Source organism: Bacillus sp. AY2-1 (assembly GCF_008368965.1).
In the GTDB taxonomy this organism is placed as follows: domain Bacteria; phylum Bacillota; class Bacilli; order Bacillales; family Bacillaceae_G; genus Bacillus_A; species Bacillus_A thuringiensis_S.
Window position 1 is genome coordinate 1 of the sequence record NZ_QPEL01000165.1, and the last position, 14,720, is coordinate 14,720.

Below are 14,720 nucleotides of genomic sequence, written 5' to 3' on the forward strand. Positions count from 1 at the left end.
CGGAATAACTCCTTACCAATATTCAAAAACGACTGTATTTTTGAATTTGTGTTCTAGCTTTTCTTGAACAGGTAAATGAATAACTACACATAAACTCCTTATATCTCTAGTTAAACTACCGATTAGCTCCATATAAACTCTAGATAACCTATATAGAATACAAGTTATCAAGGAGGTAAGAAAAAATGAATTTTATGAAACGAGCAATTCTTAGTATGAAAAAAAGGATAGGAACATCATTAATTTTGATGGCAGTTTTTCTGATTGTTACAAATTTGGTTCTTTCAGGTTTCACAATCCAAAATGCATCAAAAAAAGCAGCGGATGCTGCAAGAAAAAAACTTGGTGCAGATGTTACTTTAGGTCTTGATTTCGACAAATTAGGTCAAAAAGCTAAGGAAACTGGAGAAATGCCAAATCCGCCGCAGCTCGATGCAAAAGAAACAGATCAATTAGCGAAGTCCAAGTATGTAAAAGATTATAATTACATAGCTAACACTTTCGGTATTTCTGATGGGCTTAAACTAGTAGGAGCTTCAGAAGGAGAAGGAAAAGGTAAAGTGGGAATGGCGGCTGCGCGAGGCGGTTCAAGCTCTGGTACAGAAATCGATATGAACGCTTCTTTTATGATTGAGGGAGTTCGCAAGACTGCATTACAAGAAAGCTTTAAAAACGGAAAAAGTAAAATCATTGATGGAAAACCAATAACAGAGCAAATGAAGGATCAGAATGTAGCTTTAATGGAAAAACGATTAGCGGAATTAAACAATTTGAAAGTAGGAGACAAAGTTAAAGTGCAATCAGGGGATAAGAAGGAAACCCTTGAGGTTGAAATTATCGGTATTTACGAAACAAATGAGCAAGCAATGGGTCAACAGGCTCCTCCTATTATGGATCCAGCTAATAAACTATATATGCCGCATTCAACTATGAAAAAATTAGAAGTAGACCAAGGTATAAGTAGTGTTCAAGTCGTGTATTTCTTGAATGATCCACAATATATTGATGCATTTAAAAAAGAAGCAAGAAAATTTAATATTGATTTTAATTATTATAAATTAGATGCGCATGATTCATTGTACAAGCAAATGATTGGTCCTATCGAAAATATCTCTTCGACTTCTCAAATGATTATTTATATTGTATCGATTGCAGGTGCGATCATTTTAGGATTAATCATAATGCTATCAATTAAAGGGCGTCGTAAAGAAATGGGAATTCTATTGTCCATTGGAGAGAAAAAGTGGAAGCTGATGGCGCAATTCGTAGTAGAAGTAGTGTGTGTCGCTATTTTAGCATTTGGATTATCCATAACAACAGGAGCTAAAGTTTCTCAATATATCGGGGATAATTTACTTTCGAATGAAATTGCTACTTCAAGCGAAGAAACAGATACCTCGCAACATGGTACTGTAATGATGGCTGGACCTGGTGGTACTCTACAAAATCAAAAAGAAGATCCGATTAATAAAATTGATGTAAGTGTAACAGGAGAAGATGTAGGAAAAATGGGTGGAATTGGACTAGCTATTGCTATAATAGCAACGCTTCTTCCGGCATTATCTATTCTACGTTTAAACCCAAAACAAATTCTTTTAAAAGATGAATGAGGAGGCTCGATATGGAGACAATTTTACAGTTTAAAAATTTAGATTATTATTATGAAAGTAATGGAAAAAATGTAGCGATACTAGAAAATGTTAACTTTTCTTTTCAAAAAGGACATTTCTACACGATTTTAGGACCATCTGGATCTGGTAAAACCACAACTCTAAGCTTAGGTTGTGGACTAGATGTCCCTAAAAATGGTTATGTACTGTATAATGGCAAAGATATTAGAAAAATTGGTTTGGATCGATACCGTAATCAAAATGTATCTGTAATTTTCCAATCTTATAACTTAATAACCTATATGACAGCTCTTCAAAATGTCTTAACAGCAATGGAAATTACAGGTGTTAAAGTGCAAAATAAAACAGCAAGAGCATTACAGTTATTAGAGAGGGTAGGACTCTCAGAAGCTGAAGCGAAACGAAACGTCCTGCAACTAAGCGGTGGGCAACAACAGCGTGTAGCAATTGCTCGAGCACTATCTTGTAATGTTGATTTATTGATTGCGGATGAGCCAACAGGAAACCTTGATGAGCAAACCGCAATGGATATTATAGAACTGTTTCAAGAACTTGCACATAAAGAGAATAAATGTATTATTGTTGTGACGCACTCACAGGAGGTTGCTAAAAAATCAGATCGTGCAGTGTATTTAAGTAAGAAGAAGTTGGTTGTAAATGAAATCTAATATAAACATCGTAGCTGTTCAATTCACATAATTTTCAAAATCTAGACCTTTCAAAAGCTTATATTTGTTTTATAATAAAATCAAGCCATAATCAAAATGGTCTCCCTGTACTGAATGTTAAAATAGTTTGTTGTTCCCGTTTTAATAATATTTGAAAAAGAACTTGTAGGATATTCTACAAGTTCTTTTTAGTATAATTGGTTACCTATATCATGGGATAATCATACATAAAAAACGGAACATTACCTAGATGTATAATCTAAATATCGTCCCGTTTACCTATCTATGTATCTGTATAGTTATTGCAGAATTAAACCTACAATCATAATTAAACTAAATACTATCATCCAACCAAACGCGCAATATCCAAAAATTTTAATCCATTTAGGTAATTGATTCATGTTAATTTTATTTGTGGGAACTCCTTGCATCGAAAACATCATTTTTTGATCTCTATCTCTATTATTTTGTTGTTCATACATAATATCATCACCTTTCCAGAACTATTGTGTTTATAGTATATCAACCTAAAGAAAATTATGTACAGAATAAAAGAGGATAGCATATATATTATGTGGTGAATTTTATAAATAAATGCATTTAATTGCCATGATTCTAAGTGCTAATACGTTATAAATACTGAACAAGAGCCCTACATAAATAGGACTCTTGTTCTTCAAATATTAACTTGCTGGATATGCATCAGAACCAAGATAACGTTCTTTTATAATTTGAAGATGATGAAGCTCATGACCGGCAATGATGTATGCTAATGCACGAACTGTAACTTCAGAATTATTCGCATTTCCTCTTTGTGACCAGGCTTCTTTATCTAAGCTTCTAAGTAAATACAGGGTAGATTGGCGAACAACTATTAAATTCTCAAGAAGATCTTGCATAGATTGCTTATCAAAAGCAGCTCTAAGAACATACATATCATCATTATAGCCTGGAAGTTCTGCTGTCTCGCCTCGAGCGATAGATAGCAATCGATACGCCATAATACGTTCTGTATCTGCTATATGACCGATTACTTCTTTTATACTCCATTTAGTAGGAGCATACCGGAAAAGTCCCTTACTATTAGAAATTCCCTTTAATAAAAGATTCGTTTCCTTCATTTGTTGTTCTAGAATATGTATGATATTTCCGTCTGATACCAAGTTGGTATACGTTGCATAATAGGAGTTATATTCACTTACCTTTGGTCTTATTTCCATACGAATCATCCTTTATGTTTAATCTTTACATATAGCTTATCATAAAAGAATTCCAAATTAATCTGAAAAATGGAGGTGAATAAACATTTTTCATCCTCCTTTTCAGTTTCATAGATGAAATGTATCTCAAATAAGAGAATCTAATTTGCTGCTAAGCGTAATTTCGCTTTTTTTGCTGTTATAGGTAAACATTTAAGTTGAATACAGTTTGTCACTACTTATGACAATCGCCATTTAAAAAGTAGCATACGTCATTAAACGAAAAGCCTGTTAATAAGTTTATACTTACTACAAAAACAAATAAACTCGTCCTATTTAAAGGAGAGTTTATTTGTTTTTATGTTTAGATAGCGGAATACTCATGCAAAATTGCACACTATGTTCCATATTTTTTATTGAATACTTTATATCTAACGTTTCAAGAATTTGTTTAACAATATATAGCCCCAAACCACTTCCTCCAGTATTTCGATTCCTTGATTTTTCAATTCGATAAAATGGTTTGAAAATTTGTTGAATATCTTCATCTTTAATATTGATACCTGTATTTATAATTTTCATTTCGATTTGATCTTGTTTAGAATTCTCTCTTAACTTTATATAGACTTTTTCATTATGTGGTGAATACATAACCGCATTGTGGATAATATTTTTGCATGCTTTTTCTAAAAGAGCACAATCTGTATAAATAGAAAGGTCAGAATCAAATTCTTTTATTATTTCGATACTTTTTTGAGAAGCAAAAAATTCGAGATCTTTTGTGATTGTACCTATTAACTTTGAAGGATTAACTTCCTCTACTTTTAGTTTGAAGGTGTGTTGTTCTAATTTCGATACGCTTAAAATTTCACGAACTAATTGTTCCATACTTTCAATAATTTGATGATTTTTCTTTAAATATTGATCGCGATTTTGATAAGGGCCAATATTGTATATCATCCCTTCTAAGTATCCTTTCATTACAGTAAGAGGGGACTTTAATTCATGTGCTACAATCGCAAAAAACTCTCTGCGTTTTGTTTCTATTTCTCTTTCTTTTTCAATATCATTTTTTAATTGTTCATTTGCTTTTTTTAAATCAAACATAGCTTGTTGTAAGTTAATAGACATGTCATTCAAACTATTAGACAATTCTCCTAACTCATCTGTAGAGCGAACCTCAATTTTTTCGGAGAAATCTAAATTTGCCATCTTTTGTGCACCTTCATTAATATAAATAAGTGGCTTTGTAATAAACCTGGAATAAAAATAAGCACTTCCTATACCAATAATGAGTACAATGATACTAATATAGGGGAGAAATCGTACTAAAACCTGTGAAGCTTCATCAATCGGTTGAAATGTAGCAAAGACTATAAGCGTTAAACCACCATCTTGGAATTGAATTGGTTTCGTAACGTTATATGAATTTCTAAGGGTACTTGCATTCTCGAATCGTGTTGCTTTAGTAACTACTGTTTTTTGCGTACCACTTTGAATAAAAGAAAATGAAGGAGAGTAAATAATTACTCCTTCTTTATTTTGAAGGTAAAGCATCGCATTATTTTTTTTTGCGTATTCATCAAAAAGTGGTATCGCATCTTGAAACGTAAGATTTTTAGACTTATCAATGATTTCGTTTATCCCTGTTTGAAGTTGATCTGTTTTATATTGCTCATAAAACGTAGGGAGAAAGAAGTATAAAGTTAAATAAATCAATACTGCAAAGGATAACAAAATGAGAGATGTAGTCATAAAGAGTTTATAAGTAATTTGCTTCATCTTCATGAGTTTCACAATACTATTCATCAATTTTATAACCAATACCCTTTATTGTTTTAATATAAGGGATAGCTAATTTTTTGCGTAGGTTTTTAATATGTGTATCAATTATTCGTGTTTCTCCAAAATAATCGTACCCCCAAACCTTCTCTACGATATTTTCTCTTGTAAGTACTTTTCTCTCATTTTGAAATAGTAGTTGTAGAATTTCAAACTCTTTTGTCGTTAATATAATTTCAACATCATTTACATAGACTCTATATGCATCCACATCGATACGAACTTCTTTAAATATCAAATGATTATTTACATTTTTATCATAACTTCTTCTAAGTACAGCTTCGACTCGTCTAATCAAAACATGAAATGAAAAGGGTTTTGTTATATAATCATCGATCCCAAGATCGAATCCTTTCATTTGATCTTCCTCTTCTTCCAACGCAGTTAGCATAATAATTGGTACGTTTGACTGACTTCGAATCATTTTAGAAACTTCAAACCCATTAAGATTGGGCATCATGACATCTAGGAGAATTAAATCAAAGGATTGCTTATTAAATTGTGTCATACCCTCTAGTCCATCTGAAGCGACTACCACTGTATAATGCTGTGTCATTAAAAATTGTTTAATTAATTCCTGAATTTCTTGATCGTCCTCTACCACGAGAATATGATAGTTTTTCATAATATCACCTCTGGTAGTCATTATAGCCGTACTATCTGGAGTTTATGTGGAGATACAGTAGTAAACTTCATAGGACGTTTACTACCAAAAAGTATTATTAGCTATATTACTTTTTTATGGAGAAATAATTGATTAAAAAACTTATCGTATGAATTGATGTATGAATAATATTTACGAAAAACTAATGTATAATAATGTGAATTCTATGTAATTTCTTAAAGTTTGTGAAAATACACTTGTGCTTCTTTACCAAAAGAGGGAAAGGAATTTTAATATAGAAGAAGCTACAATAATACTAGAGTGTGTGCCAAGAACTTTGGATTTCTTTCATCTAGTTTCTGTTTAGTCGTTAATCACTACATAACAATGCTCTTGCTAAACCAAAAGTTTAAGAGTACGAACTTGAAGAGGTTTAGATAATACTAGAAAGGTTGTGAAATGATTTGAAGTGTTATAAAGGTATGCTGTTTGATTTAGATGATACGTTACTTGATAGGGATAAGGCAGTAGCGGCATTATTTTTAATTGTTTTAGAAAAGTGTTATGAAAATGTAGATGGTGCGGCTAAAAGCAACATGTTACAGAAATTCAAAGAATACGATAAAAGAGAATATGGCATAAGTAATAAAACGACAGTTTTAGAATCATTGTTTGATGAATTCACGCCGAAGTATAGATTGCCACGCAATTATATCCAAGATTTTTGGAATAATAATTTCCCTAGATGTTTTTCAATAGACCAAAATACTATTCATTTCTTAAATCAAATAAAGAAGCACTTTAAAGTTGGAATTATAACAAATGGCTCAACTCAGAGGCAAAAAGCTAAAATATTTAACACGAATTTAAATAGGTATTTTGAAACAATCATTATTTCTGAAGAAGTGGGATTTAGTAAACCTGATAAACGTATATTCGAACTAGCATTAAATAAGCTAAATTTACAGCCGGAAAATACTTTATTTGTTGGGGATGACTTAGAAAAGGATATTGCTGGTCCTCAAAATGTAAATATAAAAGGTGTGTGGTTTAACCCTCAAAAAATCAAGAATACTACCAAAATACAACCATATGCCGAGATTAACACTTTGGATAGTTTGTTAAGTTATGTTACTCCACAATATTTTTATAACAAGTAAAAGCAATTTCATATATATATTCAAAAATATAAAAAAGAGAAACTATCATTAATTTCATTGACCGTATTAGTAATAAAGAATAGAGGCGATTTTAATAGCTGCGGCTAATTTAATCTATGATTAATACGAAGTTTTGTAAAACAATTTTACTCATACGGTGCACATTATAAAGGGGTGGGACTATGGACATAAAGAAAGTAGTAATCGATGGAATCAATATTGCGGTCATTAGAAACGATAAGGTATTAATATCGGATGTTCAGTCTGCATTAGATACTATGGCAACAGTTCAATACGAGGTAGATGCGAAGCATATTATTATCCACAAGTCATTAATAAGTGAAAGCTTCTTTGATTTAAAAACACGTCTTGCGGGTGATATCCTTCAAAAGTTTATAAACTACAAGGTAAAGATTGCTATCATTGGGGAGTTCTCTATTTACACTAGTAAAAGCTTAAAAGACTTTATTTATGAATGTAATAAAGGGAATGACATTTTTTACTTAGCAACTGAGCAACAAGCAATTGAAAAACTAAGTACATTAAAGTAAAAATTATATCCTGCTAAATTCCCCCATTTCACTTAGTTCATGATTATATACGATATAGAAGAACTGATGTTTGTGGTAAACTAAGAGATGAATAAAGGGGGAGTTTTTTTGAACAATTTTAATGATACGATCCGAAATTTAAATAATATAGTTTACCAACCTAACAATTTAATGATTACGAATCTAAAAGAAGAAAAGCAAAACGCAGAATATGCAGGATGTTTATTCCACTTAAATAACAAAACCATTCGTTTTAGAAAATCAAAAGTTACTCCTAATAAAATTGGGCAATTTGTTTCTTTTTGGGAGAAAGATGACAATATGCAAAATCAAGCATTTTCTTATGACGCTGCTCCTGACTTATTAGTTATTACTTGTATAGATGATCATAAACTAGGACAATTCATTTTGCCTAAAGAGATTCTTCTTAAGGAAAAAATCTTGAGAACACAAAATCAAAAAGGCAAGATGGCTATGAGGATTTATCCTATATGGGATAAGCCTGTCAGCAATCAAGCTAAAAAGAGCCAAATGTGGCAACTTCAGTATTTTGTTGATTTAAGCGATTGTAATAATTTACCTATAGACAAGCTATTAAATTTGTATTTGTAGCTTCTTATCTTTAGTGATCTTGTCGGTTAGACTTTTTGTACCGGTACAGTTACATAAAATGTACGTTGTTACAGTACCCCTTAAAACTTACAATCAGCATATATTATTTAAACTTATAAAATTTTAAGGGGTGCTAAATATGACAAGTTTACAAGATCAGCTTTTCGCAAGATTAAATCTTAAAAAACGTAATGAAGTAACGTTTGAAGAATTACCTACTATACTCTTTTCATTTGCACATACTATACCATTTGAGAATTTAGACGTTATAGCACGAAATACGAATCAAATCTCTCTGGAAAACTTACGAGAGAAAATTTTAACTAGTTCCCGTGGTGGACTTTGCTACGAATTAAACACCCTTTTTTACTATTTCTTAAAAGACTGTGGCTATGATGTACAACTGGCATTAGGTACGGTTTATAAAAATGATATAAATGCATGGGCACTTGAGGATGGCCATATAACAATTATTTTAACTTATGCTAATGTACAGTATTTAATTGATGTAGGTATAGCTTCATTAGTACCTCTTGTTCCTGTACCTTTTACTGATGAGTCTGTTTCTTCAAAGAATGGTTCGTACCGGGTGAGACGAAAAGATACGAGTAAAGGAAATTATGTTTTAGAAAGAATAGATGCTGAAGGAGAATGGAAAGTTTGTCATGCCTTTTATAAACATATTATTGATGAGATAGTAGTAAACGATGTTCAAAGAAGAGTAATAGAAGATGAGAAATCTATTTTTAATAAGGGACCAATTGCAGTGAAATTGACGGACTCTGGGCATGTCTCTTTAACGAATAATAGTGTAACTGAAATTATTTATGGAGCAAAAACTAAGCGTGAGGTTACAGAAGAGCAATATAGAGAGCTTTTATATACTTTATTTGCTATTAAGTTATGAATAATAAAGATAGCCGGTACTTAATCAGAGGCGGCTATCTTTATTATTTTTTGGTGTAAATGGTTTTCGTCTAATATGTTTCGGAAACTGCGGTATAGTTAATGTTTCCTCAGTTTCTTCATATGTATGAAAAACTGGTTCTTTTGCAGCAGAATAATATGATTTAAAGTTTGATTTTCTTAATACATATAATACACTAGAACAGTACGAAAAAGTATGTACAATGAATTTTGAATGTAAAGGAAGATTATTATGTCAGTTATTGATAAATTGAAACTTAATAAGTATACAAATATGGTCGTAATTAACGAACCAAGTAATTATGACATTTTTACAGGTAAAGAAACTGTATTCTCAAAAGAACACGATGCTATCTTTATATTTGTAGAAACGCTTGATGAAATGGTGAAACAAACGAATTTTATTATTAGTAATGAAGAATTACTAATTGAAAAAGGTTACGTGTTCTTCGCATATCCGAAAAAAGGTAATGCTCGTTATAGTACGTTTATTCACCGTGATGAGATGTTTCCGGCATTAAACGTTGGAGAAGATGGTTATGTGGGAGAAAGCAATATTAAATTTGCACGAATGGTAAGTATGGATGAAGTCTTTACTGTTGTAGGTTTAAAACGTGAAAAGAAAAAAACAATGAAAACATCTGCTATGAGTCAATGTGTTGCCGATTATGCAGATCGAATTAAAGATGTTGAAACATTATTAGCTAATCATCCGAATGAACTTAAGTTTTATCAAAGTTTAACGCCTGGATACCAAAAAGATTGGGCACGTAATCTTTTTTCTGTGAAACAAGAAAAAACACGTGAAAAACGTCTAGAGAAAATGATAGAAATCCTTTCACAAGGCTATAAAACAATTGAATTATTCCGTAAGAAGAAAAAATAATGACTAAGAAAGTCACAATGCTGCAACAATTAATTGTGATGAGTACATTGAAAAAAGTATTCCTTCCATTATACTAAGGAATGTTCTTATATTTATATAATTAGCAAAAAGAGAAAAGGTGTTTGAAATGAAATCGTATATTGTAGTTGGATCTGGAATTTTAGGAGCGTCTACTGCTTATCATCTTGCTAAAGCAGGTGCGAATGTTACTATCGTGGATCGCCAACAATTAGGGCAAGCAACTGATGCAGGAGCAGGTATTGTATGTCCATGGCTATCACAGCGTCGTAATAAAGCATGGTATAAAATCGTTAAAGGCGGTGCACGTTACTATTCTTCGTTAATTCAGCAATTAGAAGAAGACGGTGAAACTGACACAGGATATAATCGTGTAGGTGCAATTAGTTTACATACTGACGAAAAAAAGTTAGATCAAATGGAAGAGCGAGCTTATAAACGACGTGAAGATGCCCCAGAGATTGGTGAAATCACTCGCTTATCAGCTGAAGAAACAAAAAAATTATTCCCAGCATTATCAGACGAATATAGTTCTGTTCATATTAGTGGTGCTGCACGAGTAAATGGAAGATTATTACGCAATGCATTAATAAGTGCTGCGAAAAAACATGGTGCAACTTTTATAAAAGGCGATGCCATATTAGTCCGTGAAGGAAATCATATTACTGGAGTTATAGTAAACGATGAAACAATTTTAGCAGAAAAGGTTCTTGTAACTGCAGGTGCATGGGCGAATGAAATCTTGAACCCATTAGGAATTAATTTCTTAGTTACATTCCAAAAAGGACAAATTGTTCATCTGCAAATTGAAAATACAGCAACAGAAAATATGCCAGTTGTTATGCCACCAAACGATCAATATATTTTAACGTTCGACAATGGTCATGTCGTAATTGGTGCAACACATGAGAATGATACGGGTTTCGATCATCGTGTAACAGCAGGTGGTCTACATGAAGTATTCCATAAAGCATTAGCAGTTGCACCTGGCTTAGAAAATGCTACAATGCTTGAAACGAGAGTTGGATTCAGACCATTCACACCAGGATTCTTACCTGTTATCGGACCGCTACCTAACTTTGAAGGAATTCTCGTTGCGAATGGATTAGGAGCTTCGGGTTTAACAGCTGGTCCATACTTAGGAGCGGAACTTGCTAAACTAGCGCTCGGACAACCGATTGAATTAGATTTAAATGATTATGACGTTGCTGGAGCAATTGAATAATATGGGGTACTGCTAACATTTAGGAAAACCATGCTAAACAAATTTGACAAGGAATAAACAGTTTTTCCTCTGTTAAGAGTATGCCTGTTTATGAAAAATAAAATTCTTTAAAAATAGAGGGCCGACATTATAAACCTGCATTAATAATGTAGAATTGTGATGTCGGCTCTTTATTCATATTGATTTAAAACTTATTTTCGAGAGGAGGTTGAGTAATGAGAGCACCATATCAAGTATTGATATTTCCTTATATAAAAACTGACGATTCTATTCAATATGGTATTTTTAACCGAAGTGATTATGGTTATTGGCAAGGAATAGCTGGTGGCGGAGAAGACGGTGAGATTCCTATTGAATCAGCAAAACGGGAAGCGTTTGAAGAGGCTGGTATTACAAGAGAATGTCCATATATACAATTAGATTCTGTGTCTTCACTACCAGTAGAGGATGTAGTTGGAGGATTCCTTTGGGGAGAAGAGGTTTATGTAATAAAAGAATTTTCTTTTGGAGTTAAAGTCCCTACAAAAAACATATCATTATCTAAAGAACACTTCAATTATAAATGGTTATGCTTCGAGGAAGCAGTAACGTTTTTGAAATGGGATAGCAACAAAACAGCATTGTGGGAATTAAACAAAAGGCTATTAAAACAATAAAAGTTTTAGCTAACAAAGATATTAGTGGAACAAGAATTTGAACAATTAAAAAAATCTTGCTACACTTCTAAACAGTGTTTTAGATTATAAAATAGAGTAATATAGATTTGGCATGGGTAATGAACTAAGAGAACTTGCACTAAGAAAAGCCCTATACAGTTGCCTGTGAAAAAATGAAAATAGTTAGAAATATTTTTATGTTGTACAGTTTTTGGCTATGAATAGCGGAATAAATATTAAGTATTCAACAGTTCAAATAGAACGAGTCATCTTTTTATTTTAAGAAGAAAGATGACTCGTTTTATGCTAAAATTCGCTTAGTGTATATTTTCGTTAAAATGTGGGTGGGCCCCTTTTAGCAAAACCGGAGTGGGAATGATGAGTATAAATAGTTTTGTGGGATTAATAAAGGACGAATTATTAAAAGAGGTAAGCATACGAAGTGAGGATGAATTCGAGCCTGTAGTAGTTAAAGATATTCCTAGACTTTGGAAGTGTTTAGGGACAGGTAATTATGCCGCAGTATTCATGCACAGAGAATACAGAGATTGGGTAGTGAAAGTTTACGTGCGAGAAGGAGAAGGAATTGAAAAAGAGTCAGAAGCATACCGAAGAATTGGAAATCATCCTTCTTATTCAAAGCTTATATATAAAGGAGAAAATTTCATAGTATTGAAACGTTTAAAAGAAATTACTTTATATGATGCTATTCATAAGGGGATTAAAATTCCTAAGCAGGTAATACTTGATATCAATGAGGCTTTGGAGTATGCGAGGGAACAAGGGTTAACTCCTTGTGATGTTCACGGGAAAAATGTGATGATGGAAAAAGGAAGGGGATATGTGGTCGATGTATCTGATTTCTTAAAAACAAAAGAAGATAGTAAGTGGAGAGACCTAGAAAAGGCATATTTCACCTTTTATTTTCCTTTCATTTATAAATTGCCTTTCCCCGTTAAAATACCGTATTTTATGTTAAACATTGTTAGACGTTCGTACAGAAAATATAAGAAGCTTAAAAAGAAATTCAAATTATAAAAGGACCACATATGTTCCCAAAAACGAGTTGAATTCACATAAATTACTGTAGAAAAATTTAAATTTTTGTTTAGGGGCTACTTCAAGACCTTAGCTTGCTGGGTATATGGTGCTACCCCATTACTATCAACTTAAGAATTGATAGTAATGGGGTATTTAATTTCTTATCTTGATGAGTATGGGATACTGCCAGCATTTCTTCTATCTTCTATATTCTTGTTGTAGGGTGTTATAAAATTCTTAAGTTAATAGGCCTTGAGTGGCATACAATAGCAGAATTAACGAGTAAATGTAACAATCTCATCAACAGCTTTGATATAACCACCTGCCTCACGGAATGATTGACTAATTTTTTTGGCATTCTCTTTGTAAATCGAATGCTGCAACACTTCATTAACGGCATGTTTTAAATCCTCGGCCGATAATTGCTGGATATTTAACATAAATCCTGCGCCAAGTTCGTATACTCGCTCAGCAATCGTATGCTGATCATTTATAAATGGGAGCATAACTAGAGGTACTTCAAAATAAAGTGATTCACTTGTGCTATTCATTCCACAATGACTAATAAATACATCCGCTTGACGCAGTATATCTAATTGTGGAAGATAGTTACCAACAATAAAATTATCAGGTATATCTCCTAGCTGCTCCACTATTAATTGTTTGCCTATACTAAGTACTACTTTCGGATTGAGATCTTTTAAACCGACGAAACATTTTTGATAGAATTCAGGCTGATTATTAATTATGGTTCCCATAGAAATATAAATCACACGTTCTCCTTTTAATTCATCAACCGAAAAATCATTTAGAGTTTCATTTTCAGCAATGGAAGGACCGATAAAAATATAGCCAGCCTTAAAATCCTTGCTGTTTCTTTGGAAATAGCGAGAAGTAAAGACAATATTCAAATCGCCTGAACCCGGACAAAGTAAAAAATTATCAGATAGGGATACTTCATATTTTCCTTCTAAATATTGTTTCCTTTTTGCTATTTCTTCTAATTGCAAAAATGCTTGTAGCATGGCTAAACGTTCCTGTTTTTGTTCTATGTTTCTTGTTCCTGTCAGGTTCATATTTTCTTTTAGTTCTTGTGAAAAAACAAACGTGGTCCAAGTTGCAATAGATGCTAAACCTCTATGGTGAGCAACCCATTTTCCAGGTAAAGACTGTGCATCATAGAGGATGTAATCGTATGTTTCTTTGGAGATTTCTTCAAAAATGGAATCAGTAATTCTTTCCATAGCATGAAGGAAGTGTAATAAGTACTCTTGAGGATGGGAAGTCATAAGATTCATAGTTTCCGAAAGCTCTCTTTGTGCCTCTTGATTGATGGGACGGAATTGTGCACCTGCTTTTTTGATTTTTTCTTCAAAATCATTTGATGAATAATAGACAATGTTGTCTCCACGTTGTACTAAATCATGTACTAATCCTAATGTTGGATTTAAGTGTCCTTCTCCACCTATATTGATGTAAAGTGCTTTTTTCATCTTTATCCCCTCCAGTAAATTTGATATCGTAAAATGTAAACGATTTTTTATTTTGTTTGAATTATAACGAACGAAGTGAATAAATGTCTATTTTCATTTTTTAATATTCTTAATTTTTAGAGGGTGTTTTATTTAGATAACTTGATGGATGTGGCGAGACCCCACATCCATCAAGTTAAGAAAAAGAAACACCCCAAAAACAAAAAA

Annotated in this window: 15 protein-coding genes and 1 pseudogene; 10 read left to right on the top strand and 6 right to left on the bottom strand. The window is 32.4% G+C overall.

Annotated elements, in window-relative coordinates; translation table 11 throughout:
* Positions 1–185 precede the first annotated feature (185 nt).
* Both DN403_RS26745 and DN403_RS26750 read left to right on the top strand, forming a co-directional pair.
* Positions 186–1,610 carry an ABC transporter permease gene (locus tag DN403_RS26745; RefSeq protein ID WP_001010216.1) on the top strand — a complete coding sequence of 475 codons (1,425 nt, stop codon included), beginning with the start codon at positions 186–188 and terminating at the stop codon, positions 1,608–1,610.
* An 11-nt stretch (positions 1,611–1,621) separates the two neighbouring features.
* A complete protein-coding gene (locus DN403_RS26750) occupies positions 1,622–2,299 on the top strand; it encodes an ABC transporter ATP-binding protein (protein ID WP_000447865.1) in 678 nt (225 codons plus the stop codon).
* A 299-nt stretch (positions 2,300–2,598) separates the two neighbouring features.
* On the opposite strand, the gene DN403_RS26755 is transcribed toward DN403_RS26750, so the two are convergent.
* The 4 genes from DN403_RS26755 to DN403_RS26770 form a co-directional block, all read right to left on the bottom strand.
* Positions 2,599–2,781, bottom strand: coding sequence for a hypothetical protein (locus tag DN403_RS26755; RefSeq protein ID WP_000273237.1), 183 nt, complete (start codon positions 2,779–2,781; stop codon positions 2,599–2,601).
* A gap of 201 nt (positions 2,782–2,982) precedes the next feature.
* On the bottom strand, positions 2,983–3,519 hold the full coding sequence (locus tag DN403_RS26760) for a DinB family protein (RefSeq protein WP_000405918.1): 537 nt from the start codon (positions 3,517–3,519) through the stop codon (positions 2,983–2,985).
* Positions 3,520–3,846: 327 nt separating this feature from the next.
* On the bottom strand, positions 3,847–5,307 hold the full coding sequence (locus DN403_RS26765) for a sensor histidine kinase (RefSeq protein WP_001084889.1): 1,461 nt from the start codon (positions 5,305–5,307) through the stop codon (positions 3,847–3,849).
* Positions 5,300–5,965, bottom strand: coding sequence for a response regulator transcription factor (locus DN403_RS26770; protein ID WP_000800727.1), 666 nt, complete (start codon positions 5,963–5,965; stop codon positions 5,300–5,302). The genes DN403_RS26765 and DN403_RS26770 overlap by 8 nt, the downstream gene beginning before the upstream one ends.
* A 461-nt stretch (positions 5,966–6,426) precedes the next feature.
* Between DN403_RS26770 and DN403_RS26775 the strand changes: the two genes are divergently transcribed.
* The 4 genes from DN403_RS26775 to DN403_RS26790 all read left to right on the top strand — a co-directional run bounded on the left by DN403_RS26775 (position 6,427) and on the right by DN403_RS26790 (position 9,174).
* Positions 6,427–7,104, top strand: coding sequence for an HAD family hydrolase (locus DN403_RS26775; RefSeq protein WP_000895699.1), 678 nt, complete (start codon positions 6,427–6,429; stop codon positions 7,102–7,104).
* A 182-nt stretch (positions 7,105–7,286) separates the two neighbouring features.
* Positions 7,287–7,655 (top strand): DUF4180 domain-containing protein, encoded by a 369-nt coding sequence (locus DN403_RS26780; protein ID WP_000351863.1) that lies wholly within the window; start codon positions 7,287–7,289, stop codon positions 7,653–7,655.
* 108 nt (positions 7,656–7,763) lie between these two features.
* Complete coding sequence (locus tag DN403_RS26785; protein WP_001058784.1) at positions 7,764–8,267, top strand: MepB family protein; 504 nt, start codon at positions 7,764–7,766, stop codon at positions 8,265–8,267.
* Between the two features lie 139 nt (positions 8,268–8,406).
* The gene (locus tag DN403_RS26790) at positions 8,407–9,174 is read left to right on the top strand and encodes an arylamine N-acetyltransferase family protein (protein ID WP_000202740.1); all 768 of its coding nucleotides are present in this window, start codon (positions 8,407–8,409) and stop codon (positions 9,172–9,174) included.
* Between the two features lie 20 nt (positions 9,175–9,194).
* Here the strand turns inward: DN403_RS26790 and DN403_RS32405 are convergent.
* Positions 9,195–9,399: pseudogene (locus DN403_RS32405) on the bottom strand (hypothetical protein).
* A 27-nt stretch (positions 9,400–9,426) separates the two neighbouring features.
* Between DN403_RS32405 and DN403_RS26795 the strand changes: the two are divergent.
* The 4 genes from DN403_RS26795 (at position 9,427) to DN403_RS26810 (ending at position 13,017) form a co-directional block, all read left to right on the top strand.
* Positions 9,427–10,080: a YdeI/OmpD-associated family protein gene (locus DN403_RS26795; protein ID WP_000110861.1), complete on the top strand. Its 654-nt coding sequence runs from the start codon at positions 9,427–9,429 to the stop codon at positions 10,078–10,080.
* Between the two features lie 127 nt (positions 10,081–10,207).
* The gene (locus DN403_RS26800) at positions 10,208–11,323 is read left to right on the top strand and encodes an NAD(P)/FAD-dependent oxidoreductase (protein WP_002082676.1); all 1,116 of its coding nucleotides are present in this window, start codon (positions 10,208–10,210) and stop codon (positions 11,321–11,323) included.
* A gap of 215 nt (positions 11,324–11,538) precedes the next feature.
* Positions 11,539–11,979 carry an NUDIX hydrolase gene (locus DN403_RS26805; protein ID WP_001202616.1) on the top strand — a complete coding sequence of 147 codons (441 nt, stop codon included), beginning with the start codon at positions 11,539–11,541 and terminating at the stop codon, positions 11,977–11,979.
* A 378-nt stretch (positions 11,980–12,357) separates the two neighbouring features.
* Complete coding sequence (locus DN403_RS26810) at positions 12,358–13,017, top strand: protein kinase family protein (protein WP_137073752.1); 660 nt, start codon at positions 12,358–12,360, stop codon at positions 13,015–13,017.
* A gap of 278 nt (positions 13,018–13,295) precedes the next feature.
* Here DN403_RS26810 and DN403_RS26815 read toward each other — a convergent pair whose 3' ends face one another.
* The gene (locus DN403_RS26815) at positions 13,296–14,513 is read right to left on the bottom strand and encodes a macrolide family glycosyltransferase (RefSeq protein WP_149185925.1); all 1,218 of its coding nucleotides are present in this window, start codon (positions 14,511–14,513) and stop codon (positions 13,296–13,298) included.
* Positions 14,514–14,720 lie beyond the last annotated feature (207 nt).